This window comes from Pontibacter silvestris (genome assembly GCF_020907275.1).
Lineage (GTDB): Bacteria > Bacteroidota > Bacteroidia > Cytophagales > Hymenobacteraceae > Pontibacter > Pontibacter silvestris.
The window spans coordinates 80,404-106,175 of sequence record NZ_JAJJWI010000011.1 but is presented as its reverse complement, the minus strand read 5'-3'; the positions used below and the strand labels follow the sequence as shown (position 1 = coordinate 106,175).

The following is a 25,772-nucleotide window of genomic DNA, read 5'->3' as shown; positions in this document are numbered from 1 at the left end:
TTGCTATCTGTATCTTGTTGATAATCTGACTAAACTATAAGAGGTGTCAGCACGTTAATAAATCTCATAATCTATCTAAACATTAAATACTACTGTACCAGAATCCTTACCTGGTAATGGTAGGCTTGGGGTAGGTTCTGTGAGAAACACCAAAACAATTATATAAACTATGAAAACATGGATCAAATCTACCCTTGTGCTGTCAGCATTAACAATCTTTGTCTTTAGTTGTAGTGATGACGATGATTTCTGGGACTCTATGATTCCGGAAACAGATGATGACCCTACTACCTCCCAAGTGGCCGGTTATGTTTTTAAGCCAGCCACCATGCCTGCTACTGACGCTAATGTGCAGCAGCTTGAAGTACCCGCAGGCTTTACAGTGCAAAAGTTCGCCGAAGACTTAGGCCATCCGCGTATGATGGTGGTTAGCAGCACAGGCCATGTGTATGTTTCAGACCGGGAAGCAGGAGAAGTTATGCTGTTGCAGGATACAAATGGCGATGGCATAGCAGAAAGTGAGGAAACTGTAGCAAACATCAGGCACGCACACGGGCTTTCTATCCATAATGGCAGAATGTATATTGTTGCTATCAGGGAGCTATATGTTGCAGATATGAACATGGATGGCACTTTAGGTCAGCCTCAGTTGCTGGTTAATGACCTGCCCGATGCAGGCCAGCACCCAAACCGCACAATTGCCTTTGGCCCGGATGGTATGATGTATCTTTCTGTCGGAAGTACCTGTAACTCTTGCCCTGAGCCAAATCCGGAGAATGCCACTATGTTACGCCTCAGTTCTGATGGATCTGATCGGGAGATATTTGCCGAAGGCTTGCGTAATACCATTGGTTTTGGCTGGCATCCGGAAACAGGCGAACTATGGGGAATAGATCATGGAATTGATTGGTTGGGCGACACAGAGCAGAAAGAGGAAGTAAATAAAATTGAGGAAGGTGCGAATTATGGCTGGCCTTATATTTATGGAGAGGGTAAATACAACCCAAGTGACCGGCCACAGGGAGATACTACTTATGAGCAGTACCTGCAACTGACGACACTTCCTGTAATGACCTACACGGCTCATGCCGCTCCGATGGCCATGGCTTTCTATACAGGAGACCAGTTCCCGGCAGAATACCAGGGAGATGCCTTTGTGGCTATGCGGGGCTCCTGGAACCGAAGTACACCGGTTGGCTATAAAGTGGTAAGGCTACACTTTGAAAACGGACAGCCTGTACGCTTTGATGATTTCCTGACAGGATTCCTTATCAATGATAACCGCGCTCATTTTGCGCGTCTGGCAGGTGTTGCAATACATACAGATGGCTCTCTGTTAGTCTCAGACGATACAAATGGTGTAATCTACAGAGTTGCTTATCAACCTTAAGAAAGATTGTAATTTCTTATAGCTAAACAGGTAAATTAAAAAAGCCCTAGCCAAGTAGAAGACTTGGCTAGGGCTTTTTATTATATTAAGGCAGGTAAATTGTGGTTTTTACAGCTTACCTTGATAAATCCAGGCTACGGTTTGCATCAATAGCCAAAAGGATATAAAGCAGAATAGTGAACGACCACAACGAAGAGCCCCCATAACTGAAGAATGGCAACGGAATGCCCACCACAGGTGCAAGGCCTATCGTCATGCCTACATTTATCAGGAAGTGAAAGAAGATGATAGAGGCGACACAATAACCATACGTGCGGCCAAATACCGACTTCTGCCGTTCTGCAATGGACACAATACGAATAAGCAACAACATAAACAATGCTATCAGAACAGTGCTGCCTATCCAGCCGTGCTCCTCTCCAATAGTGCAGAAAATAAAGTCGGTACTCTGCTCTGGTACAAAGTCAAATTTAGTTTGAGTGCCGTCCAAAAAACCCTTTCCCAAAAGGCCACCAGAGCCAATTGCAATTTTAGACTGGGTTACATTCCAGCCAAAGCCCAGCGGGTCTGCCTCAGGATTTATTAAAGCCTTGATGCGGTTCTGCTGGTGTGGCTGCAGGATGTCATTTACAAAGTAATCTACACTAAAGATCATAGCTATTACCAGCAAGAGCAAGGCTACCATAGTTTTAATGCGGCGCATCAGGCGGTAGTCTAGCCAGACAGCTGCGCCCATAAGAGCTGTGATAGCTATGATTAGGTACAGCTTTGGCACCAGTAGCGTCAGGATAAAAATGGCTGCGGCAGTACCACCTATAATCAGAATAAGAGGCGACATGCCTTCCCGGAAGAAGGCCAGCACGAAAGCTGCGAAAACCAGGGCAGAGCCTGTCTCATTCTGAAGAATGATGATAGCAGGAGGCAGTAAGGTAATGGCTGCTAAAACCATTTGATCTTTTAGGTTCTGCTGACGCAGGTTTACATTGCTCAGGAACTTGGAAACAGCCAGGGCCGTGGCAAATTTAGCTAGCTCAGCAGGCTGCAAACGAATGCCTCCCCCTAAATCAAGCCAGGATCTGGAACCTGCAATGGGTTTGGCTATAACCAGCGTGACTAAAAGCAACAGTATAACACCTCCATAGATAGGATAGGCCAGATGCTCGTATACTTTATAATCAACAACGAGTAGAATAATAATCAGTACTACCGAAGCAGATATCCAGACAAGTTGCTTACCTGAGTTAATATCGAAGCTGAAAATATTAACCACATTGTCAGGGCTATATACGGCTGCATAAATATTCATCCAGCCTAAGGCCACTAGGGTGAAATAGAGCAGTATGGTTACCCAGTCCAGGTTCTGAAGCACCTTATTAGAGTTGCGTCTGCTGCTACGTGTAGCTACTTTATATTTGGGTATAGTTTGCTCAACAGCCATGGTGCTAATCTATATTAAGGTACTCTCTGCTTAACACCCATTTTTCCATAGGTTTCCTGGATACAGAATCTGTCAGGTACTTTTCTATCATCAGGCCGGCGATAGGTGCTGCCGATTGAGCTCCAAAGCCTGCATTTTCTACATACACTGCTATGGCAATCTTCGGGTTTACTTTAGGGGCAAAGGCAACAAATACGGCGTGGTCCTTGCCTTGTGGGTTCTCCGCTGTTCCTGTTTTTCCACAGACCTCTATTCCAAGTTTTGATAAGTTAGCATTTCTACCTGTTCCAGATGCCACCACAGCTGCCATACCATCAACAACTGGTTCAAAGTGCTTAGATGCTACCGTTGTATAATGACGCTCCTGGTATTCTGGTAGCGGTTCCCCATGCTCCCCAATAGACCGGATAATGTGAGGTGTAATATAATAACCTCTGTTTGCAATGGTGGCCATAAAATTTGCCATTTGTAGTGGCGTAACGCCAAGTTCACCTTGCCCTATACTAAGCGAGTAAATGGTAGAGAATTTCCAGCGGTTCGGACCATAAATACGATCGTACATAGCGGTAGAGGCTATAATGCCTTGTTTCTCGTTCGGCAGGTCAATGCCTAGTTTGGTACCAAAGCCAAAGCTGGTAACCTGGTCACGCCAATCAGTTAAACCAAGGGCAGTATCTTTAAATGTATTTTTAGACTTGCCGCGGTTAAGCATGGCCCTGAACACCTGGTAGAAATAAGGGTTGCAGGAAGTTTGAATCGCAATGGAAAGGTTAGTTGGGGCTGCATGAGCGTGAGAACACTTTATCAGGCTCTGATTACATGGATAACCTGTATTCGGAGTTATGATGCCATCTTGCAGTGCTATAAGCGCCTGTGCTAATTTAAAGATAGACCCAGGAGGGTTGCTGCTGGCCATAATAGGGCGGTTGAACATTGTCTTGTTAGGCTCGTTCAGCAGCTCCATGTAATTTTTACCGTATTCTTTACCTGTAAACAGGTTTGGGTCGTAAAACGGAGACGATATATAAGCCAGCACTTCTCCTGTTTCTGGTTCTATAGCCACTACACTGCCTTTGGCACCATTCATCAGGTACTCGCCATAAGCTTGCAGGTCAAGGTCAATCGTGCTCACCAGGTTTTGACCGGCTACAGAAAGTGTATCGTAAGCGCCCTCCTTAAAAGCGCCTTTCTCAATACCTCGCACGTTCACCATCTTATACTTTACTCCACGCTTACCCATCAGGTACTTTTCGTACTCCAGCTCTATACCGCTTTTGCCGATATAGTCGCCTGAGCGGTAGCCGCTGTACGTGCTGTCTTCCAGTTGCTTAGGGCTTATTTCGGCAATATAACCTAATGCATGCGCTAAACTCTGGTGCGGATAACCACGGGCAGTACGTGCATTAATATAGAAGCCGGGGAAGTCTATCAGATTGTCCTGGATATGGGCAAACTCCTGGGTGCTGAGTTTCTGATAAAAGATAGAAGGCTTAACATACGAGTAAGTTCTTGCTTTTTTAAGGCGTTCCCGAACATCCTCCAAGGGCAGACCTACTAACTTGCAAAGCTTTAATGTGTCAATATTCCGGGCCTCCTTCGGTACCACCATTAGGTCGTACACAGGTGTGTTCTGTACCAGCAGCTTGCCATTACGGTCATAAATCAGCCCCCTGAATGGATACTGAATGATCGTTTTGATAGCGTTAGTCTCAGCAGCCTGCTTATAGCTGCTGTCTATAACTTGTATGTAGAAGAGCCGACAGGCAAAGACAATTCCTACTACGAGGAAAATGGCTTGTATAACGTATTTTCTGTTTTCCAAATAGTTCATCTATTCGCTCTCTTAACGGAGAAGAACAGCAGTTGTAAAATTACCATTACTACAAACGTGAAAAGGGTACTTAGCAGTATCTTAGCCAGTGTGTACCATATGTCGTTAAAGCTGATTGTTTCTAAAAAGAACACGGCTGCATGATGCACCAGAATCAGAATAAGAGCATAGGTCGTAAACCAGCTTTTGCCCATCACGTGTATGTTAACTGAGTCATTGGTATCGTAACCATCACGGGGTGTGAGAAGGTTCAAAATGAGTGGCCTTAAAAATGCCAGGAGCACACTGGCTGCTGCATGAATTCCCATAGTGTCATAGAACATGTCTACCGTAAAGCCTGTAGCAAAAGCCAGTATCAGTAACCACACCCGGCTTATATTAATAGGTAGAAATAGTATAAAGGCAGTGTAAATAAAACAGAACCCCATGCTGAAGAGCACAAGGTTGTCCATTAGGAAAACTTGTAGTACTACAAACAGAATAAACTGTATGATATGTCGTATGCCAAAGCTACTATTCATTGGGTTGTATGCCTGTTTCTATTTCCAAGGAGTCCCGCTCGTCTTTCAGCGTGTTTTCTACAACATACACGTAAGAAAGCTGTGCAAAATCTACGGCCAGTTTTACTTTAATGGTGTAAAAACTCTTGTCCTGCTCTTTTTCCACGGAGTTGATAGTGCCAATCATGATGCCCTCCGGAAAAACAGTATTGAACCCACTTGTTACAATTGTATCGCCTTTAGCAGGCTTTATGTGCAGCGGAATATAATCAAGTAAAGCTGTGCGGTAGTTTCCGCCATTCCACTTAACGGTTCCGAAAGTACTGTTACTCTTAATTTTGGCCGATATCAGGAGCTGGGAGTGCAATAGTGATGTTGCAGTGGAGTAATGTTCTGAAACTGTTTTGATACGCCCTACAGCTCCATGAGAAGAAATAACGCCCATGCCTGGCATTACTCCATCAGCTGTACCGATAGAAAGTGTCAGGTAGTTGTTGGTTCGTCGCACGGAGTTATTAATTACACGGCCTGCATGTAGAACATACGGAGACAGCTTTGACGTATCAGAAGGGGCATAGTAAAGTGTATCCAGGCGGTCAGTACTGTCAGCCTGTTCTTCCAGTCTGTTCCTCATGACTTCTTCCCGCAACGCTGCATTTTCTCTTGCAAGTGTCGTGTTTACAGACGCTAGCCTGAAATAATCAGTCACACTGCTCTGGTACTCCAGCACCTGCCCTATATACTTATTGGCAGAGTTGAAAAAGGCTGCTCCCTGGTAGGTGTTGTAGCGTACAATCATGTATACGCACAGCACCTCCAGCAATACAAATACAAGGAACGCACGGAACCGGTAAATAAATGCAAAAAGATTCCGCATGTGGGTCTGTTACGTCAGCAGTACGTTTTTAAAGCCCTCAATATCTTTAATGGCGGCACCAGTGCCTCTTACAACTGCTCTTAAAGGATCTTCTGCAATGTGAATCGGAAGTTTTGTTTTGGCAGCCAGACGCTTGTCTAAACCACGAAGCAAAGCACCACCACCTGTCAGGTGAATACCATTGTCGTAAATATCAGCCGAAAGCTCAGGTGGGGCAATTTCCAGTGCCTTTAGAACAGCCTCTTCTATTTTAGAGACAGACTTGTCGAGTGCAATAGCTATTTCCTGGTACGTTACCTTAATTACTTTAGGAATGCCAGTCATCAGGTCACGGCCACGGATTTCGTAGTCAGCAGGAGGGTTTTCTATTTCTGTAAGCGCGGCGCCTACTTCAATTTTTATTTTCTCAGCGGAACGTTCTCCAATCAGCAGGTTGTGCTGGCGGCGCATGTAATCCAGTATATCTTTAGTAAACACATCACCGGCAATACGGATAGACTGATCGCACACAATGCCTGAAAGGGCCACCACAGCAATTTCAGTTGTACCACCTCCGATATCTACTATCATAGAGCCAATCGGTTGTTCTACATCAATACCAATACCGATAGCGGCTGCCATTGGCTCCTGTATCATCCATACTTCTTTAGCGCCGGCGTGCTGTGCAGAGTCGCGTACGGCACGTTTTTCTACTTCCGTAATACCAGAAGGGATACAGATTACCATGCGGTGTGACGGCTGGAACAAACGACGGCCTGTGTCAATCATCTTAATCAGGCCCCGGATCATTTCCTCTGCAGCGTGGAAGTCGGCAATTACACCATCTTTGAGCGGACGAATGGTGCGGATGTTTTCGTGAGTTTTCTCATGCATCTGCATTGCATTACGGCCTACTGCAATTACTCTGCCCGATGTGCGATCGATGGCGATGATGGATGGCTCATCTACCACAATTTTATCGTTATGAATGATAAGGGTATTGGCAGTACCCAAATCTATTGCTATATCACTGGTTAAAAAATTAAATAATCCCATTTCGAAGTAGTTGAAGAGGTGCGGTAGTCTCCTATATTTTTAATATACAATATTTCTAGTCAAAAACTTGCGGCAAAATTAGTGAAATTCAGCGGAATTAATAATGCTATAGCCTCTCTGAGCAAAGTTTTCAAATCTTTTTATATAACAGCCGGAATAGTGCGCTCTAATAACGTACTTGATAACGTCCTAAAGTATGTCAGATTGAAATATGGAGCTTTTTTTAAGGCAAGTGGGGGGAGGAGCTTAATTGAAAAACATATAATGCTTGTGTCGTTTTTACTGAATAATTATAAACCTAGTGATCATAACTCTGTTATATGGGGCCAAATTTTTTTCTGTTTTGTTCAAGTCAGGGAATCTGCTAGCACAACTTGTAGAGAAAATTATATAGTAAGTAAGTCCTCTTCCCTTTTTATGTCATGTAAGTCACTCTCTGCAAATCTAGAGCTTATAGTATAGAAGAAGAGGTGCGGATAATGAAAAAGCCCCAGCTTCGCTAGGCAAAGCTGGGGCTGTAAAAGTCAAACCAGATAAATTTAATGTTTGAAATGACGTACGCCAGTCATAACCATGGCCATGTCGTGTGCGTCACAATAAGCAATGGAATCCTGATCTTTAATAGATCCGCCTGGTTGTACCACAGCTTTTATACCTACCTGATCGGCAATTTCTACGCAGTCCGGAAAAGGGAAGAAAGCATCGGAGGCCATTACAGTTTTACTTACATCAAAGCCAAAGCTCTTTGCTTTTTCTATTGCCTGGCGTAGGGCATCTACACGGGAAGTCTGGCCTACGCCGCTGGAAAACATCATTTTATCTGTAGCCAGCACAATGGTGTTAGACTTAGTGTGCTTGCAAACTTTGGCAGCAAATACCAGCGCTTTCTTCTCTTCAGCAGTTGGTTCACGTTTCGTGACTGTTTTAAAGTCTGCTTCTGTTTCTGTTGCCAAATCTTTATCCTGCTCAATTACGCCATTCAGTAATGTCTTGAAAAGCTTAGTTGGCAGCTCTACCGGCTTTTGCTTTAACAAAATGCGGTTTTTCTTCGTGCGAAGCAGTTCTAAGGCTTCCGCATCAAAAGCTGGAGCAATTAGCACTTCGAAGAACAGCTTGTTTAACTCTTCTGCAGCAGCTAAGTCTACAGTTCTGTTAGTGATGATTACACCACCAAAAGCAGAAACAGGGTCAGAAGACAAAGCATTTAAGAAAGCATCTTTAACGGTGTCGCCGGTGGCACAGCCGCAAGCATTCGTATGTTTCAAAATAGCCACGGCAGTTTCTTCAAACTCAGCGCCTAAAGCTATAGCAGCATCTATGTCTACTAAGTTGTTATAAGATAGCTGCTTACCATTTAACTGCTCAAAAAGGTCATCCAGTTTACCATAGAAAGTGCCTTTCTGATGAGGGTTTTCACCATAGCGTAACGGGGTTGTCTCGCGCACACTTTGTTTAAACACCTGCTCTTGCTCACCGTTCAGGTAGTTAAAGATGTGTGTGTCGTAATGAGAAGAAACATCAAATGCTTTGGCAGCAAAACACTTACGGTCTTCCAGGTCAGTGGCACCATCTTTTGCCTTCAGCACTTCTACTACCTCATCGTACTGATCACGGGAAGAAACAATAAGTACGTCGTTAAAATTCTTAGCGGCTGCCCTGATCAGGGAAATGCCACCTATGTCTATTTTCTCAATTATGTCTGCTTCAGAGGCACCTGAAGCTACCGTTTCTTCAAACGGGTACAGGTCTACTACTACTAAATCAATCGGCGGAATCTCGAACTTCTCCCGCTCAGCCAAGTCGCTTTCGTTGTCGCGGCGATGCAGGATGCCACCGAACACTTTCGGGTGAAGGGTTTTAACGCGACCTCCGAAAATAGAAGGATAAGCAGTAAGGTCTTCAACGGCTACTACTTCAGCTCCCTGTTCTTCTAAGAAAGCCTGTGTGCCTCCTGTAGAATAAATTGTAACTCCATTAGCTTTCAGAAGCTCTACAAGTGGCTCCAAACGGTCTTTATAATATACCGAAATAAGCGCGGACTTAATTTTAATAGATTGCATGGGTTAATTATTATTAGAAGAGTATTCTTGATCTGTTAAAAACTTTTCTACCACCAACGGCAGGTGTGTGTGCTCTAACTGTAGTATACGGGCAGCTAACTCTTCAGGCGTATCCTGTGGGAGCACCGGGCATCGTTCCTGAAGCACAAACACACCTTTATCGTATTCCTCATTTATAAGGTGGATTGTTATGCCGGATTCTTTTTCACCAGCCTCTATTACAGCTGAATGTACATGAAGGCCATGCATGCCTTTGCCACCATACTTAGGCAGCAGGGCTGGATGTATGTTGATAATTTTGTTTGGGTAGGCCTGCAGGAGGCTTTGGGGCACGAGCCACAGGAAGCCTGCCAGTACAATAACATCGGGCTTAATCTGCTGTAACTGTTTTACCACTTTATCTGAATTGTAAAACTCATCGCGGGTAAATAAAAAAGCCGGGACGTGGAAGGTCTCGGCTCTTTTTAGGGCATACGCTTTCGGGTTGTTGGCGAACAAAGCGGCCACGCGAATTTGTGGGTGGTGCTCGAAGTACTCCATCAGGCGCTGTGCATTGCTGCCTGACCCCGATGCAAAAATGACTATATTTTTTTTATCAGCTGGTGCCAAAAGTAAAGGTGCTTGTAATGAAGGTGCAAATATAGTGGGTTTAGACCAACAAAGCAGCGCCCGGTACAATTTTCATTTTAACTCAATGGCTTTCTCTTTGCTTTAAAAGACCATGTAAACTTAAATGAGGCCACCTGGTCACCTGTTGCATCCACGCCTGTACTTGAGGCCACTACTGTTACTCCCTCACCTGTTGCTTTGGTTTCCTGAACTGCTTCTAAAATCTGCTTCCCATCATCACAGGAAAAAGTGATTTTGCCCACGGCTTTTTTAGTGAAACCGGCCTCCATATTTACTACAAGCATTGATACTGCTGGATCTGATTTGTACACGTGCATCATGCAAAGTACTCCTGTCGAAAGCTCTGCCGCCATACTTAGGCAGGCGAAATAGATGGAGTTAAAAGGGTTTTTATTAAGGTACTTATATGGCACAGTAACAGTTGCCTGTGTACTGTTGAGGGATGCTACACGCAGGTCTGCCATATAAGCCATAGGAAGTTTAGACAGCATGAACAGCTTAAACTTAGTAGGCGAGGTAACTAAACACCGGAATTCTTCTGCAGGGTTGGTCATTTGAGTTATGGCAATAGTTTACTTAAGCAATATATACTAGTTACGCAGTTACCAGGCCATATCGGTATCTGTCAGTACAAATATTATTGCAGTCAGTTTATTTGCTGTCGTCTGTAGCACAGGCCTTACATACACCCTGGGCAGAAAAATGAAGGGCGTTTACCTGATAACCTATTGGTAAAGCTAAGTGAGGAATAAGTACTTCGTTTAGGCAAAAGGTTTGCCCACAGGTGGTGCAGTTAAAATGTATATGGTTATCATGGTGTTGGTGTTGGCTGCAAGCCTCCTGGCAGAGCGCATATTTTATAGCGCCGCTCACATCGTTAATACTGTGAAGTAGCCCTTTCTCCTCGAATGAATGGAGTGTTCTGTAAATAGTAACACGATCATAACGATCGCCAAACATACGTTCAATGTCGGAGTGTGCTAAGGCATACTGGTTGGCAAGAAACAACTCCAACACATCTAAACGGCAGCCAGTCTTCCGTAGCCCGTACTCTGATAATAATTCCTGCGCCTTACTCATGTAATATCTTAATCAGCAATAAAAAGACTTTAGGGTTTAGCTCTGTTATATAGATATAACACACTAGCTCTGCATCTTTCTGCAAAGATACTCACATTGTACAGGTTCCCCAATAGAACCTGACTGATAGCTTAAGTCAATCGCTATTTCCAAGCTAAAGCAAGTTCTTGTTTAGCTTAGCTCTTGCTTTCCTGTAATAAACTAACTGGTCAGACAAAAAGCATAGATAAAATGCCCGTCAGCATAATTAGCTTGTTCAGATTGCTTAGGTAAGTAAAGTCTTGTTTACGGTCAGCGCGAGCAAGTTTTACCAGCATCCAGATACTGGGGGCCAGCACGAACAGCAGCATGTAAGTATCAAATAGTACAGGTGTACTGGGGTGCCATGCAGCAATAATAAGAAGAACTATAAAGGTGGCCATAAGAGGATATAGTACCCATTTTGTGTTGCGCATCCCTACTACAATAGGTAAGGTACGGCAATCAAAAGAGGCGTCACCTTTCATGTCTTCTACATCTTTGATAATCTCTCTAATCAGCGATATGAGTAAAGCAAAGAGGGAGTAGCCTAGTGTTGTTTTGTTTAATGTGTCGGCATAAACAGCTACTACTAATAACATAGATGCTGAAAGCAGCGAAATGACTACGTTACCTATCAGCATCATTCTTTTCAGCCTGTCGGAGTAGCCCCACAATAACAGTACTGCTCCTAAATTTATCAAGCCAACGGGTATAGATAGCCAAAGGCCCATAGCTACACCTAGAAAGGACAGTAACAGGTGTGCCCCCATAGCAGGGCGACGTCTTATTGACTTACCAACCAATACGCGCTGTGGTTTGTTTATCGCATCAATTTTAATGTCATAGTAGTCGTTAATAATGTAACCGGCAGCTGCTATAAAAACTGTAGACAGTGTAAGTACAATGAAACTGGGCTCCAGCACCTTCTGCCAGCTTACGCCGGCAGAAAGCAAACAGGCCTGGGCTAAGGCCTGGCTCAGGACTATAAGTACAAGGTTGGGGAATCGTATAAGGGTTAAGAATGCTTTCACGGTTTGGTGGATAAGCTAGCAGGTGTAAAATTACAGTTACCTGGCACATAAAAAAAGCCCCAGGTGTTGGGGCTTCTCTGTAACGGTAAAGTATGTCTGACTAGATTCTCTTCACGTTAACAGCGTTGATTCCTTTTTTACCTTCCTGCGTATCAAACTCAACATGGTCATGCTGTTGAATTTGTACACCATTGAGACCAGTTACATGTACAAAGAAATCTTCGTTTGTTTCGTCTTCAGTAATAAAACCGAAGCCTTTTGACTCAATAAAGAACTTTACTTTTCCTGTTTTCATAAAAAATGAATAATAAATAATTAATAATGGTAATAGAATTTACTGTAAAGATATAAGTTACTTAAATATATGCAACTTTAACTTAAAATAATTTTTATAATTAATTGTAGAATTAGATGTGGAATGCTTTTTACCATGTATCCTGAGCTTTCATAATTTTCTCTATCAACTCACGGACAGCACCTCTTCCACCGTCCTTTGTAGCTATAAAAGTTGCTATTTCCTTTATGTCATCGGCTGCATCGGCAGGGCAAGCCCTAAATCCACAGCGTTGCATTACTTCCATGTCTGGCATATCGTCGCCCATATATGCTACTGTAGCCGGGTGTACTCCCTGCATGTATAAGTAATCTTCAAAAGCCTCTGTTTTATCCTCAATCCCCAGGAAAATGTCTTCTATATCGAGTGCCTCCAGGCGTTTACGCACTCCTGGTTCGTTTTTCCCTGATATAATAGCCACCCGGTAGCCTTGGCGAATCGCATGCTTTATAGCGAAACCGTCTTTAATATTGAAGGCGCGCACCTGCTCTCCATCAGCAAAGCAGTACAACAGCCCGTCCGTTAACACACCATCTACATCTAAAACAAATGTGTTGATGCGGGTAAGATCTGGTTGAGTGATTGACATAGCTATAAAATGAAAAAGGTTCTTTACGGGAAAGAACCTTTAAAAGTATATATTTTATTTAATATTTGTAAGCCATTTTAAGACTTAGTCTTGGTTGTCGCGCCACTCGTACACCCAGGCTGCCTGAATTTGCTCTAAATGGCCTTCATTAGCCTCCTCGCGCTTACCAATAAAGTTTGGCAGGCTTAGTACCCACTCCAGCAAGTCTGTAAAACGGATACGGTATATCTTAGACTCTGTAAAGTCGTCGCCGAACTTTTCATACAGTGCCATCGCGACATCCTCATAGTCGCTCCAGGTCATGGGTGGTTCGTAACTCATATTTATATCTTTTCAATTATCAATCAGTCGTTTAACTCTTATCAGAAGAACTCTTAAGGTGTATGTTTACAAAGTAACGTGTTAGTGCCCTAGGAAGTCTTGTTCAGGAATGGTTACTACTACGTCTTCGTTACCCTGTATAACACACTGGCAAGCTAAACGCGAGTTTATTCTGGGGTCTACAGCACGGTCAATGTAATCTTCTTCTTTATCTGATATTTCAGGTAAGTCATCCATGCCGGCTTCTACATACACATGGCACGTGCTGCAGCCACATACGCCGCCACAGTTGTGCTGTAGCTTAATGCTATTATTTAAAGCTACATCCAGTACAGACTCTCCCTCCACGGCTGGATGGGACTGATCTGGTGAGCCATCGGAAAACTTAAAATTTATATTTACAACTTTCATTTTATAGACCACATTTTGAAGTCTGCAAAGTTACTAAGTGAAGTATCCGAATCAAAATAGGACTTCAGTATTGGTTATTTGTTGTTTCATTCATTCATTCAGTTGGGCTTCCTGAATGCTTTTTGTTAGCTCTTTGTACAGCAACTGATAGCCAGGGTGCTGCTCCAGCATGTGCAAATGCTCTTCTATTACATTGCTGTCGTTTCGGGCTGCAGGGCCCGTTTGTACTGTAAACGGATGTTGTTGTGCGGCTTTGGCTACAGTTTCCTGGATGAGCGGTTGCAGCAGTTGTGGTGGCAGGCTTGCCTCTTGTAATAACTGACGGCTGATGCCCAGCAGGTGATTTGTAAAGTTACAGGCAAAGACTGCTGCAATGTGTAATTGCTTTCTTGTTGAAGAGTCTACTGTTTGCACTTGCTCGCTTATTGTCTGTGCCAACTCTTCCAGTTCTGATAGTGTTTGCATATCCTGAGCCTCCAGCAAAAGTGGTACCTGCTTAAAATCCACCGGTTTGGATTTAGAGAAGGTCTGTAGCGGGTAAAAAACGCCTGTGCGTGCACCGGCCACTTTTTGTAGCGCAGCCATAGGCTGAGAGCCAGAAGTATGTGCTACAATGGCGTTTGGTTGCACCTGTAGTTGCACGGCTACTATAGCAAGTGCTTTATCTGGCACGGCAATAATTACAAGGTCAATATCAAGTTCTTGCAGGTTAAGTGAATCAATAGCATGTGCATGTGGTAAAATGTTTGCCAGCGCTGTCCGGTTCTGTTCTGTTCTGCTGTATATGGCTTTTACCTGATGGCCCGCTGAGGCTAGTGCCTGTGCTAAGTGGCAGGCTACATTGCCAGCGCCTATTATGGCTATTTTCATGTTTGAAATTATGGTGTATGTTCAAGACTGCTACTGCTAATTTTACTGTAAAGCTCATATAGTTTCGGCACTACAGCGTTTGAGGAAAACCTTTCAAGAAAGTCATTTCTTATTTGTTGTGTATTAAACCTTCCGTAATTATCCAGCAGGTAAAGCATTGCCTTTGAAAGTTCTTCTACATTGTTTTTATCAACTAGTAAACCATTGAACTGTGTTACAGTACTCTCTGGGCCGCCACATTTTGTTGCTATAATTGGTTTGCCACAGGCTAATGCCTCTATATAAACTATGCCCATTGATTCATAAATGCTTGGCAGAACAAAAGCGTCGCATTTCTGAAACTCTGCCACAGCCTGGTCTCTTGGTATTTCACCTAACCATTCAACATGTTTCTCTATTTTTAAGAAAGAGGCAAGCCTTTTAAAGCTATCACTATGAGGTCCATCTCCTCCAATCTTAAATTTTACGTGCTTTTTCTGCTGTACAACATTTTTTATGGCATATAGTAATTGGTCTGTACCTTTAGAAGAGGCAATTTTTGATAATGTGAAAAACAAAAACTCCTGACCGTTTTTGTCTTGCGGTTCAGCTAGTTTAAAAGAGGATTCATCAATGAAGTTTGCTATTACTTGTACCTTAGGAATAGAAGCTTTCTCTAGCTCTGTCGCATGAAACGGGCTTACCGCTATGTTGGCTTCTGAAAATAAATAGGGCTTTAGATAGAGAGGAAGAATACAACCACGTTTATCTGTTACTAAAGAACTTGGGAATAGCCCTAAATGTTCTGTGATGATATAAGGAATTGCTAACTGCTTAGATATCTCCATTGCAATGTACCCCCCTGGATAACCGCAATGTGCATGTATAACATCTACATTGCCAAAATCAGATTCGAATCGCTTTAAATTAGTTACACATGCTCGTACAATATTCTGAATATTTCCTTTATTGATCTTCCTTGTCCAGGTAAAAGTTGGTTTATGATATTCAACTAAGTTTGGAAGAACACTTGTTTTATATTCAGCCATGTTTGCAGAAACAAGCTTCTTTATGTTTTTTAGATGATCTTTAACATAAAGTAAGTTACTTTCATTCTTTTGCCCCCACAACGAAACCCCAACCTTCACATGAGGATAAATTCCACAAAACATTACAAGCTGCTCATATATAAAACTACCATTGATTGGATGGTCTTTGGAGGGATACCAAGACGGTACAACGAAAATGTTCATTTAACTCTTGAACTACTTTAATTCAAAATAAAATAAGCTACTCAAAAAACAATATATAACAGTTGCTTTAACATGATAAGTAAATCCCTTTTACGCTTACTTTAACCACTTATAGAGCCTAAACAGGTTTGCTACAATGTGTTTTCTATAATCTGGCTAATACCAATAATTCTTCACCTATAAATCCTTTGTAACAAAAGGCTTTGCAAGATATCTTCAAGGTATGATCAAAATAACAATTGTATTTAAGCAAAAGAGGCTGCCTGGAAATCAGAACAGCCTCTTTTGCTTAAATACAATATAGGTCAGTTACGCTGCCTGTACCTTTCGGGCTTTTTTAGGCTTAGGTGTTACAGACTTGTTCGTTTCGCCTTCCTGGCTCCTTCTTATAATAGCCATCACAAAACCAATAGACATAATGATAGTACCTATCCAAAGGATGTTAACAAAAGGTTTTTCCATTGCTTTTAGAATAATCCAGTCTTTTTGAGTGGAGTTAACACCAATTTTGAAGCGGTTATTCTCTGTGTCAATATTCAGGAAGGTGATGCGCAAACCTAAATCCTCTATGGTTTCAGGGAAGCGGCCCATCATCTGATCTTTGATCATCAGCACAGGGTGTGCGTGGTAGCTTTTCTTCTCTCCAAGCAGTTTCATGTCAGCCTGTACAGCTACATCTCCTGGGTTTAGCTCAACACCTGGAACTTTATTAATTACCTCTATTCCGTTGAATACTGCTACATAATCATTCAGAATAATAGTATCACCTGCTGAAACCTCATATTCTTTCAGTTCACCCCATTCTTTTTCTTCTGGTGCAACTCCTGATACGTGTGTGTAAAGGTCCTTATCAGCAAAGTGCTGAAGATCAGGAGAGGCTAACAGCCCACCCATGTTTTCATTAAGCTGTGCACGAGGGTAAAGCAGAAATGTATTATCTCCTTCACGCTCTTTGTACTCTACTTCATAATAAGTATTTTCCGGAGAGAGTATTTCTAACGTGTCACCAGTGGTATAATAAGCTTTATCTCCAACTTTAATATCTGCACGGGCAATTGCCTGGTACTCATCTGCAGTGCGGAACAGTATTTCTTTATTTATATAGCCTGGCACACCTTTTACTTCAAAGAACTGTCCACGATAGCTAACATCGTACTTGCCCATTTGGGTAGGTGAGTTACGCCACAGCAGTACATTATCCCGGTTAATCTCATCCGGAAACTCTCGGGAGTACAACATGCCAGAGGTGTTCTGTGATATAATGGTCGAGTATCCTGAAGAGAACAGAATGCCTATCAGCATCATGGCTACACCTATGTGAGAAACTGCCCCCCCAGACAAGGTTACTTTCTTGCTGATTAGCCCCAGCGTAATGCTCAGGTTAGAGAAAATAGCAAAAAGGGAAGTTACTAACAGTACAATGTAGGCTGGATTATCTAGCTTAAAGTTAAAAACATCAAACTTGTTTGACACAATAATAATTAAGCTGGATAACAACAGCGTCAGCATAGCTGGTATTGTGATGGCATCTATAAAGCTGTTCTTATCACCTTTGCGCCACCATAACAGCTGCGCAATGCCTGAAAGTAAAGCAATGCCTACACCTGCCCATAACTGGAACTTAGTATAGTGTGCAATCTGGTCTGCCGGTAACGCTGCGTTAGATTCTATTCCGATAAAGCCCAGAAAAGAGTTGTAGACAGGAATAGAGGTAGTGGCTAGTACCTGAAAAGCGGCTAAGCATAATACCGCTGAACCCACAAAGGCCCAGAACTCGCCGTTATAAGTAGAAAGTTCTTTCTCTGTTGCAGGAATTTTGCGCCAGTTGTATACTAATAATGTTATGGCGAGGACAGCAAAAACAGCCAGGTAAGCAAACAACTGACCAGACAAACCTAAGTCAGTGAAAGAGTGAACAGACGCATTGCCCAGAATACCGCTTCTTGTAAGGAAAGTTGCATACAGGATAAGCAGGAATGATGCAATAACCAGAACATAACTTGCACGAAGGCCATGCTTACTTCTGCGGTAAACAACCATGGTATGTACGGCACCAACCAACACTAACCAGGGAATATATACAGCGTTTTCAACAGGGTCCCAGTTCCAGTAGCCACCAAAGTTAAGTGTTTCGTAAGCCCAGTAGGCACCCATAACAGTACCAATGCCTAACACTACTGCTGCAAAGTGAGACCAGGGCAGGGCAGGTTTTACCCATTCTGTCAGCCTGCCTTTCCAAAGGCCAGCCATGGCAAAAGCAAAGGGAACAAGTGTAGCAGCAAAACCCAGGAACAGTGTTGGAGGGTGAATTACCATCCAGTAGTTCTGCAGGAGTGGGTTCAGGCCAGTGCCATCTTTAGGTATAAAGTTAGGGTCCATTTTAAACACTGGTGCGTCTGTCATAAAGTCGCGCATCAGTATAAAAGGGGAAGAGCCAAGCTTAAAATCGCCAATTACTACACCCAGAATCATAGAAGTCAGGAACAACTGCACGAACGAGAACATCGCCATTACAGGAGCTTCCCAAACTTTATTTTTCTTGCCGAAATTAATCAGAGCTACGCCCAGCAGTACGTGCCAAAATATCCACAGTAGGAACGAGCCTTCCTGACCTTCCCAAAAGCAGGAGATCATGTAATACACCGGCAGGTGGTTAGAAGAGTGGCTCCAGGCGTAGTAATACTCGTAGCGGTGCTCGTATATAATATTGAAAAGGCAGAAGATAATGCTTATTACGGCAAGCCCATGTACATAAAAAGCGCCACGTGCGAGCTTGCGCCAGCTAGTGTCGCCCGATACCTCTACCGATGTACGTGAGGCCATAAAATAAGCGTAAGAAGATACAATGGCCGCTATAAAAGCTACTATCACACTGGCATGGCCTATATCTCCAATTAGCGTATTTATCATCTCAGAAAGTTAAAAGTTAAAAGTTAAAGGTTAAGAGTTGAAGCGAAGAGCCTTATAAAAGACTCTTCGCTTCAACTCTTAACAAAATTTAAAGGCTTGCTGTATTCTGCTGTATATCTTTTTCCACGTACTTAGACGGGCACTTCAGCAATATTTTGTCGGCTACAAACACATCATTCTGCATATTGCCGGTAATTACTACTTGCTCCGAGCGTTCGAAGTCCTGAGGCTTTGGGTTATAGTATATTACACGCTGCTCAAAACGGTTTGTGTCTACTAGTGTAAATGTGAAGTAATTAGGATCAACAACAGGGTTATAATTCATACCCACGATGTGCCCCTGTGGATCTTTCTTAAGGCGGCCTACCACATGCACTTTTGTAGCGTTTCCTTCCTGGGCACGCTCAATGGCTTCGCCAAAAGAAACATAGGTACTTGCGTCGCCTGCTGTGGTCATAATAATAACGATTGCAACAGCAATAACTAGAATTCCGATGATGTGTGACTTCTTCATCTATAAATCAAGTATGGTATTCTTGGTCCGAAAGCTTAACACATGGCTTAACATTTTAAATCCATTGTATTCAGCTTATTTTAAACTTTAGATAAAAAGCAGGTTTTAAGGTTTGCTGCTTTTTAGCGTACAATTAATGATTAACTAAATCGTCTTTTAGCTGTCTTTCCAGCTTGCCTACTTTTCGGTCGATGCTTACAAGATAGATAATCAGGCCGCCCAGTACTGATAGTAGCACTGTTACTACCACGTAAATCTTACCATCCTGACGCAGGGTGTCGGCCATTTCAACATCAGGCTGTGCAGCCGGAACAGAAAATTCAGTGTCTGTCATCTGGGCTTTTGCCGTAGTGGTGATACCTCCTCCTAGGGTGGCACTAAGCACGAGGCACCATATTGCCAGTATTCTAAACATTTTCATATAAGCGTTGTCTCAGTAATTCTAATCTTGATTTTATGTTCACAATCCAGATGCCTAGCAGCGTCCAGCCGATAACGGCAGGGTAGAAGACCATGCGCAAGCGGCTGTCCAGATCGTAAGAGTTAAAGCCAGGGTTGCCTCCGTTGCCCGGGTGTAACGAGTCTGTCAGGCGTGGCAGGATAAACAGTAGCGGAATAAGGGCTGCAAAGGCAAACACATTATACACCGCGCTGATACGGGCTCGTTGTTGTTGCTCAGCAAAAGAACTACGCAGCACCAAGTATGCAAAGTAAATAAGCAGGCCAATGGCCGAAGCGTTCTGTTTTGGATCGTTACTCCAGTACTCACCCCAAGTAAAGCGTGCCCATTCCATTCCTGTAATAATACCCAACACACCGAATAAAATACCTACTTTAGCTGCCTCGTAAGCTATCACATCATTCTTTATGGTAGGGTTGCGCAGGTACTTTACAGAGTATACCACCGATATTAGCAGGATCAGAATCATGCCAAACCACATCGGTACGTGAAAGAACAGGTTGCGTATTGTTTCGTTCAGGATGGCCAGGCGGGGAACTTCCGCCAGCATTCCGGCCACTACAGTAAACACCAGCAGCAGCACGGCCAATATTTTCCACCAGTTGTTTTTCATGTTCCTTATTTTTAACACAAGATATTAGGCACACAATAGTTGAAGTAATGGCATAATAACCTAAACATATTTTGATGCTGTACCTAAACCTTTTTTTAATTCATTTAATTCTATAAAACTCGTTTTATAGCTATAATATTTACCAATCTTTAGTAGTGTCTGCTTTGTGTAAAATAATTCACTCACTAGCACATTGTCCTAACGTCTAATATTAGCATTTAGCATGCTAAATATTATGTTCGCCAAAGGTACGGGAATAAGATATAAGATACAGTGACAACGATCATGTTTATAGCAAGCAATGTAATCAGTTCGTCAAAGCTTAAGCCTCGGTCTAATCCATCCAAAGCATTTTTAGACATTTTAATCAGCATGAGCAGCATAGGTACAATAACCGGAAAACTGAGCACAGCCATTAATGTACCGTTGTTAGATGCTTTAGACGCAATACCAGAAATCATGGTAAGGGATGTAGAAAAGCCAATAGCACCTAGCAGAATTGTGAGCAGAAACATGGGCACATCCTGTACCGGGTTACCTAACACCAGAGCATAAAAAGCAAAGCAGAGTAATGCCAACACCAACATGAGCAGCATGTTGTACATTATTTTAGCCAGAATAACAGCTTGCGGGCTCACAATAGAGTAGAAGTACAGTAGTCTGCCACGGTTTTCCTGCATAAAGCTTTTAGCAATGGCGTTAACTGAAGTAAACAGCAGTATAATCCATAGCACTGCATTCCAAACCGGCACCATGCCTTCAATGGAGCGCAAGCCAAAGCTAAGGTAGCAGACAAACACGGTGCTGCTCACGTACAGCAACATGCCATTGAAGGCATATTTCTGCCGCCATTCCAGCACCACATCTTTTCTGATTAAGTACAAAACTTCTTTTAAGAGCACTGTTATGCAATTTTGTGGCAAAGTTACGACACAAATAATTGGAAACGTAGTTTTTAAAGTACAAAACAGTTTATGCTATATTTTATGGCTTGTATATCAGTAAAAACAAGAGCACGGACCTTCATGCCCGTGCTCTTGTTTTTACTGATATTTTACCTCGCTTTGGAGTAACTATTCTTTATCTTTCTTTTTGCGTGATTTGTGTTTCATCACTTTAGCGTCGTGGTAGAAAATAATTTCTTCGGCAATGTTTGTTACCTGGTCGCCTACACGTTCAATTTTCTTAATAATGTTGTAAAGGTGTAAGCCTGTTTCTACTCCTTCGGGGTTTTCGCTCATGTAGCTTGCTATAACCTTATCCGATTTCCGGTAAATCTTGTTCAGGAGCTTGTCCTGCTTCAGTACCTCGCGGGCAGCTTCGGCATCGTAGGTAACGAACACCTTGCGAGCAGCCGTAAACATGCTCAGCGCTTTGTCGTACATTTCCAGCAGGCGGCTTTCTTCTGCCAGTTCTTTAGAAACTGGTTCCTTCAGTTTTTCTACAATACGGCAGATGCCTTCTGCGGTGTCGCCGATACGCTCCAGGTTTGCATTTATTTTAAGTGTTGCCAGCACCTGCCTAAGGTCTACGGCTACCGGGTTAAACAGTGCAAAAAAGTTTTCGCACTGGCGGTCTATCTTTACATCGAAGCGGTTTACTTTTTTCCCCAGCTTTACAACTTTTCTGGTTAGTTCCAGGTCATGGTTTAGTACGGCTTCGCGGCTACTCACAAGCTGGTAGTCAACCACGTCCCACATTTCCAGGAGCTTCTCTTGTAGTTTCTCTAATTCTATATCTATATGAGGCATTATCTTTTATCTATTTTGGGTGAGAGTAAACAGTGCACAACGAACACGAGTAACATATTATCCAAAACGGCCCGTTATGTAATTTTGTGTACGAGTATCTTTAGGGCTGGTAAACATAGCTTTTGTTTTAGAATACTCTACTAACTCACCAATATAAAAGAATGCTGTGTAATCACTTACGCGGCCAGCCTGCTGCATATTGTGAGTTACAATTACGATGGTATATTCTTTTTTCAGTTCGTAAATCAGTTCCTCTACTTTTGCGGTAGAGATAGGATCCAGGGCAGAAGCAGGTTCATCCATCAGGAGCACGCTTGGCTGGCTCGCCAGTGCCCTTGCAATGCAAAGCCTTTGCTGCTGACCTCCGGATAGGGCCAGCGCTGATTTCTGAAGCTTATCTTTTACTTCGTCCCAGAGAGCTGCCTGTCGGAGTGTTCTTTCGGCGGCTTCCTCCAGTACCGATTTCTTTTTTATGCCCTGTATTTTCAGACCATATACCACGTTCTCAAAAATGCTTTTCGGAAAAGGGTTCGGTTTCTGAAATACCATACCTACCTCTTTGCGCAATTCATCAACGCGTACTTTCTTGTCATATATATCCCGGCTGTCCAGCAGAATTTCTCCCTCTACACGAAAGCCTTCTATGTAGTCGTTCATGCGGTTAAAGGTGCGCAGAAACGTAGACTTACCACAGCCAGAGGGGCCGATAAAAGCTGTTACAGTTTTTTCTTCCATGGCTATATTGATGCCTTTAAGCGCATGAAAGCCACCATAATATGCATTAAGCTCTTTTGCTTCGAGCTTATATTCTTTTTTACTCATAATTAAGGCCAATAGATAAAAGACACAAAGCGTAGTAACAAAACATTTAGCCAGCAGATACCTTTTTTGCAGAACTTAATAGGAGTATAGTTTAAGTCTTGCGTCTGGATTTTGCTGCTTGTTACCACTTTATTTTCTTCTGCTGCCTGTTGCGCAGGTATACGGCAATTCCATTCAGCAGGAATGTGATCAATAACAATATAATAATGGCTGCGGATGCATTAACTAAGAAAGCTGCCTGTGGTCTTGATGTCCAGTTAAAGATCTGAATCGGGAGCACCGTAAACTCATCCAGCGGAGATGTGGGGGCAAAAGGCACATAAGCCAATGCTCCAACAACAATCAAGGGGGCAGCTTCACCCACCGCTCTGGAAAGAGCCAGGATAACACCGGTAAGTATACCTCCAAAAGAAGCCGGAAGTACCTGGTGCCATACTGTTTGCCACTTAGAAGCTCCCAAAGCGTAAGAACCATCTCTTATGCTTCTTGGAACAGCTTTTATAGCTTCGCGAGTAGTAACTATAATAATCGGTAGTATTAATAGCGATAATGTTAATGCACCTGCCAGCAAGCTGTTCCCTAACTTCATCTGGCGCACAAAAATTTCGAGGCCAAGCAAACCATAAATAATAGAGGGCACACCAGCCAGGTTGGCAATGTTAATCTCCAGAAAGTTTGCAAGCCGGGTCTTTTTCGCATACTCCTCCAGGTAAACTCCTGCCGACACGCCTAAAGGAAAAGCAATAATGGTAGTCAATACCAGAATCCAAAGGGTGCCTGTCCAGGCTGAGTAAATACCTGCTCTGCTGGCCCTTCTGGATGGCAGACTGGTAATAAAGCTCCAGTCTATGCGGCTGGCCCCTTCCATAATAATTTTAACGATAAGGACGGCCAGTACTACCAGTCCGATAAAGGTGCAAAAGATGCCAAACACTTGGAAGGCCTTATCTTTTAATCTGTTCTTGTCGGAGTTAGTCATACTTTTCCTGGTATTTCTTTTTGATCCAGAAGCTAATGTTATTCAGGGCAAACGTAAAGACGAAGAGGGTTATACCAGCTGCAAAAATAGTTCTGTACTCTAGTGAGCCATGTGGTACATCGCCTAAGGTTACCTGCACAATATAAGTGGTGATAGTTTCGATGGGTACCAAGGGGTTTAGTGTAAGGCGAGGTTGCTGGCCTGCGGCAATGGCTACAATCATAGTCTCGCCAACTGCCCTGGAAATAGCCAGTATAACCGACACTACAATACCAGAAGAGGCAGCCGGAACCATTACGCCAAAAGCTGTTTGTAACCTGGTAGAGCCCATGCCATAAGCAGCCTCCCGTAAAGAGCGTGGCACTGAACTAATGGCATCTTCACTAAGCGATGAAATCATGGGAATGATCATGATACCCATAACTATACCAGCAGAAAGCGCATTGAAACCAGCCAGGCCCGGAATAAAACTTTGCAGGAAAGGTGTTACCACTGTAAGCGCAAAAAAACCATACACTACTGTAGGTATGGTTGCCAGTACCTCCAACATTGGTTTTATAATCTGCCTGAACCTGATATGCGCATACTCATTTAAGTAAACAGCTATGGTTAAACCAATCGGGAGGGCTACGGCTATGGCAATGGTAGTGGTAAGTAAAGTGCCTGCTACCAAAGGAAGTATCCCAAACTTCTTATCAGCGAAAAGTGGGGTCCATTCTTTCTCTGTCAGGAACTGTACGATAGAAACTTCGCTAAAGAACTTGACAGACTCTGAAAGTAAAACCCAGATAATGCTTATGGTGATGAGTACTGTGATTACGGCAGATAACCACAACAAGCCCTCGATTATTTTTTCTGATGTTCTCAAGGTGCTATTTTAGTTTAAGCCGCCATGCAACATCTGTTAAAATGGGCATAGCGGCTGTTGAACTTATAAGTTAAGCTTATTGCTGCTGAGTTGTACCAGAGGTAAATTCCTGGAACTTCTGCTTTTGCTCTTTGTACATTTCCGCTGGAAGCTGAATGTAGCCGACTTCTTCGCTAAGGGTAGGAGCGTTATCTAAGTAAAAGTTCACGAATTCTACTACTTCTGGTCTTTGGGCAGCTTTAGAGTTTACATAGATAAACAGCGGACGGGAAAGAGGGGTATAAGAACCATCTTTTACTGTTTGCAGTGATGGCAGAATGGCACCTTGTCCGTTACTGTCATCCTGATCATCTACAGGTACAGCTTTTAGCTTGCCTTGATTTTCCTCGTAATAAGCGAATCCAAAGAAGCCCAGAGCATAGGGGTCTGTAGATACGCCTTGTACCAGCACATTATCATCTTCACTGGCAGTATAGTCGCCCCGGCTGGAGTGACTTTTACCAACAACCGCTTCTGTAAAGTAGTCATATGTGCCAGACTCAACGCCAGGTCCGTACAAGTGAATTTCCTGGTCAGGCCATTCCGGACGGATCTGGTTCCACCTAGTAATAGTACCTTGTGCGGCAGGCTCCCATATCTTCTTCAACTCAGCTACTGTAATGTCTTTTACCCAATTGTTTTCAGGATGTACTACAACCGTCAGGCCATCATAAGCTACCGGAAGCTCAATATAAGAAATATTGTTCGCCTTAGCCATGCTGTCTTCAGCAGCAGAAATAGAGCGGGAAGCATCAGCAATGTCAATATCGCCACGCGTAAACTTCTTAAAGCCTCCTCCGGAGCCAGACACACCAACTGTTACTTTTACATCAGGTGCCTCTGTACGAAATTCTTCAGCTACAGCCTCTGTAACAGGGTATACAGTAGAGGAACCATCTATCTGGATACTGCCGGAAAGGTCACTGTCAGCTGCTTCGTTGTTAGAGCCACCGCAGGCACTGAATAACAAGGTGCCTCCTAAAAGTACGGCTGCGTTTAATTTGGAATAGTTAAGCCTTAGGTTTAACATTGGGTTGGTTGTTTGTTGTTAAAATTGATTTGTAGATTAACTTCTTTTTGGAATACTTGTATGAAGCGTTATATAGCTTTAGACAAGTATTAATACTAAGTAACTATGGTTGCCGGAGTGTAAGCTATATTATCAG

Annotated in this window: 27 protein-coding genes; 1 reads left to right on the top strand and 26 read right to left on the bottom strand. The window is 43.1% G+C overall.

Features of this window, described 5'->3' with window-relative positions:
• Nucleotides 1-169: 169 nt before the first annotated feature.
• Nucleotides 170-1,390 (top strand): PQQ-dependent sugar dehydrogenase, encoded by a 1,221-nt coding sequence (locus LN995_RS11820; RefSeq protein WP_229961280.1) that lies wholly within the window; start codon nt 170-172, stop codon nt 1,388-1,390.
• A gap of 115 nt (nt 1,391-1,505) precedes the next feature.
• Here LN995_RS11820 and rodA read toward each other — a convergent pair whose 3' ends face one another.
• From rodA to LN995_RS11690, 26 genes are all read right to left on the bottom strand, one after another.
• Entirely contained in the window at nt 1,506-2,828 is a 1,323-nt protein-coding gene (rodA, locus tag LN995_RS11815) for a rod shape-determining protein RodA (RefSeq protein WP_229961279.1), read from the bottom strand.
• A 4-nt stretch (nt 2,829-2,832) separates the two neighbouring features.
• Nucleotides 2,833-4,659, bottom strand: coding sequence for a penicillin-binding protein 2 (gene mrdA / locus LN995_RS11810; RefSeq protein WP_229961278.1), 1,827 nt, complete (start codon nt 4,657-4,659; stop codon nt 2,833-2,835).
• Nucleotides 4,656-5,180 carry a hypothetical protein gene (locus LN995_RS11805; RefSeq protein WP_229961277.1) on the bottom strand — a complete coding sequence of 175 codons (525 nt, stop codon included), beginning with the start codon at nt 5,178-5,180 and terminating at the stop codon, nt 4,656-4,658. Before LN995_RS11805 ends, mrdA begins: the two co-directional genes overlap by 4 nt.
• On the bottom strand, nt 5,173-6,036 hold the full coding sequence (mreC, locus tag LN995_RS11800) for a rod shape-determining protein MreC (protein ID WP_229961276.1): 864 nt from the start codon (nt 6,034-6,036) through the stop codon (nt 5,173-5,175). The genes LN995_RS11805 and mreC overlap by 8 nt, the downstream gene beginning before the upstream one ends.
• Nucleotides 6,037-6,045: 9 nt before the next feature.
• On the bottom strand, nt 6,046-7,071 hold the full coding sequence (locus tag LN995_RS11795) for a rod shape-determining protein (protein ID WP_229961275.1): 1,026 nt from the start codon (nt 7,069-7,071) through the stop codon (nt 6,046-6,048).
• Nucleotides 7,072-7,610: 539 nt separating this feature from the next.
• Nucleotides 7,611-9,131 (bottom strand): bifunctional phosphoribosylaminoimidazolecarboxamide formyltransferase/IMP cyclohydrolase, encoded by a 1,521-nt coding sequence (gene purH / locus LN995_RS11790; RefSeq protein ID WP_229961274.1) that lies wholly within the window; start codon nt 9,129-9,131, stop codon nt 7,611-7,613.
• A 3-nt stretch (nt 9,132-9,134) separates the two neighbouring features.
• Entirely contained in the window at nt 9,135-9,740 is a 606-nt protein-coding gene (gene purN / locus LN995_RS11785) for a phosphoribosylglycinamide formyltransferase (RefSeq protein ID WP_229961273.1), read from the bottom strand.
• 77 nt (nt 9,741-9,817) lie between these two features.
• Entirely contained in the window at nt 9,818-10,315 is a 498-nt protein-coding gene (locus LN995_RS11780) for a DUF4442 domain-containing protein (protein WP_229961272.1), read from the bottom strand.
• Between the two features lie 97 nt (nt 10,316-10,412).
• Nucleotides 10,413-10,841 (bottom strand): Fur family transcriptional regulator, encoded by a 429-nt coding sequence (locus LN995_RS11775; RefSeq protein WP_229961271.1) that lies wholly within the window; start codon nt 10,839-10,841, stop codon nt 10,413-10,415.
• Between the two features lie 209 nt (nt 10,842-11,050).
• Entirely contained in the window at nt 11,051-11,893 is an 843-nt protein-coding gene (locus LN995_RS11770) for a geranylgeranylglycerol-phosphate geranylgeranyltransferase (protein ID WP_229961270.1), read from the bottom strand.
• A gap of 100 nt (nt 11,894-11,993) precedes the next feature.
• The gene (locus LN995_RS11765) at nt 11,994-12,188 is read right to left on the bottom strand and encodes a cold-shock protein (protein ID WP_229961269.1); all 195 of its coding nucleotides are present in this window, start codon (nt 12,186-12,188) and stop codon (nt 11,994-11,996) included.
• 130 nt (nt 12,189-12,318) lie between these two features.
• A complete protein-coding gene (locus LN995_RS11760) occupies nt 12,319-12,816 on the bottom strand; it encodes a KdsC family phosphatase (RefSeq protein WP_229961268.1) in 498 nt (165 codons plus the stop codon).
• Between the two features lie 84 nt (nt 12,817-12,900).
• Nucleotides 12,901-13,137, bottom strand: coding sequence for a Fe-S cluster assembly protein IscX (gene iscX, locus LN995_RS11755; protein ID WP_229961267.1), 237 nt, complete (start codon nt 13,135-13,137; stop codon nt 12,901-12,903).
• Nucleotides 13,138-13,218: 81 nt separating this feature from the next.
• On the bottom strand, nt 13,219-13,548 hold the full coding sequence (locus LN995_RS11750; RefSeq protein ID WP_229961266.1) for a 2Fe-2S iron-sulfur cluster-binding protein: 330 nt from the start codon (nt 13,546-13,548) through the stop codon (nt 13,219-13,221).
• 90 nt (nt 13,549-13,638) lie between these two features.
• Nucleotides 13,639-14,418, bottom strand: coding sequence for a Rossmann-like and DUF2520 domain-containing protein (locus LN995_RS11745; RefSeq protein WP_229961265.1), 780 nt, complete (start codon nt 14,416-14,418; stop codon nt 13,639-13,641).
• 8 nt (nt 14,419-14,426) lie between these two features.
• Nucleotides 14,427-15,650 carry a glycosyltransferase gene (locus LN995_RS11740; protein ID WP_229961264.1) on the bottom strand — a complete coding sequence of 408 codons (1,224 nt, stop codon included), beginning with the start codon at nt 15,648-15,650 and terminating at the stop codon, nt 14,427-14,429.
• A gap of 309 nt (nt 15,651-15,959) precedes the next feature.
• A complete protein-coding gene (gene ccsA / locus LN995_RS11735; protein WP_229961263.1) occupies nt 15,960-18,560 on the bottom strand; it encodes a cytochrome c biogenesis protein CcsA in 2,601 nt (866 codons plus the stop codon).
• Nucleotides 18,561-18,648: 88 nt separating this feature from the next.
• The gene (locus LN995_RS11730; RefSeq protein ID WP_229961262.1) at nt 18,649-19,074 is read right to left on the bottom strand and encodes a cytochrome c maturation protein CcmE domain-containing protein; all 426 of its coding nucleotides are present in this window, start codon (nt 19,072-19,074) and stop codon (nt 18,649-18,651) included.
• A gap of 133 nt (nt 19,075-19,207) precedes the next feature.
• Nucleotides 19,208-19,495 carry a CcmD family protein gene (locus LN995_RS11725; protein ID WP_229961261.1) on the bottom strand — a complete coding sequence of 96 codons (288 nt, stop codon included), beginning with the start codon at nt 19,493-19,495 and terminating at the stop codon, nt 19,208-19,210.
• Nucleotides 19,482-20,147, bottom strand: a complete 666-nt coding sequence (ccsA, locus tag LN995_RS11720) for a cytochrome c biogenesis protein CcsA (RefSeq protein WP_229961260.1) — start codon at nt 20,145-20,147, stop codon at nt 19,482-19,484. The genes LN995_RS11725 and ccsA (LN995_RS11720) overlap by 14 nt, the downstream gene beginning before the upstream one ends.
• Before the next feature lie 233 nt (nt 20,148-20,380).
• On the bottom strand, nt 20,381-21,022 hold the full coding sequence (locus LN995_RS11715) for a heme exporter protein CcmB (protein WP_229961341.1): 642 nt from the start codon (nt 21,020-21,022) through the stop codon (nt 20,381-20,383).
• A 198-nt stretch (nt 21,023-21,220) separates the two neighbouring features.
• A complete protein-coding gene (phoU, locus tag LN995_RS11710; RefSeq protein WP_229961259.1) occupies nt 21,221-21,898 on the bottom strand; it encodes a phosphate signaling complex protein PhoU in 678 nt (225 codons plus the stop codon).
• Nucleotides 21,899-21,955: 57 nt separating this feature from the next.
• Complete coding sequence (gene pstB, locus LN995_RS11705) at nt 21,956-22,720, bottom strand: phosphate ABC transporter ATP-binding protein PstB (RefSeq protein ID WP_229961258.1); 765 nt, start codon at nt 22,718-22,720, stop codon at nt 21,956-21,958.
• A 121-nt stretch (nt 22,721-22,841) separates the two neighbouring features.
• Complete coding sequence (gene pstA, locus LN995_RS11700; protein ID WP_229961257.1) at nt 22,842-23,699, bottom strand: phosphate ABC transporter permease PstA; 858 nt, start codon at nt 23,697-23,699, stop codon at nt 22,842-22,844.
• Nucleotides 23,692-24,567 carry a phosphate ABC transporter permease subunit PstC gene (gene pstC, locus LN995_RS11695; RefSeq protein WP_229961256.1) on the bottom strand — a complete coding sequence of 292 codons (876 nt, stop codon included), beginning with the start codon at nt 24,565-24,567 and terminating at the stop codon, nt 23,692-23,694. Before pstC ends, pstA begins: the two co-directional genes overlap by 8 nt.
• 76 nt (nt 24,568-24,643) lie before the next feature.
• A complete protein-coding gene (locus LN995_RS11690) occupies nt 24,644-25,636 on the bottom strand; it encodes a PstS family phosphate ABC transporter substrate-binding protein (RefSeq protein ID WP_229961255.1) in 993 nt (330 codons plus the stop codon).
• Between the last annotated feature and the right edge of the window lie 136 nt (nt 25,637-25,772).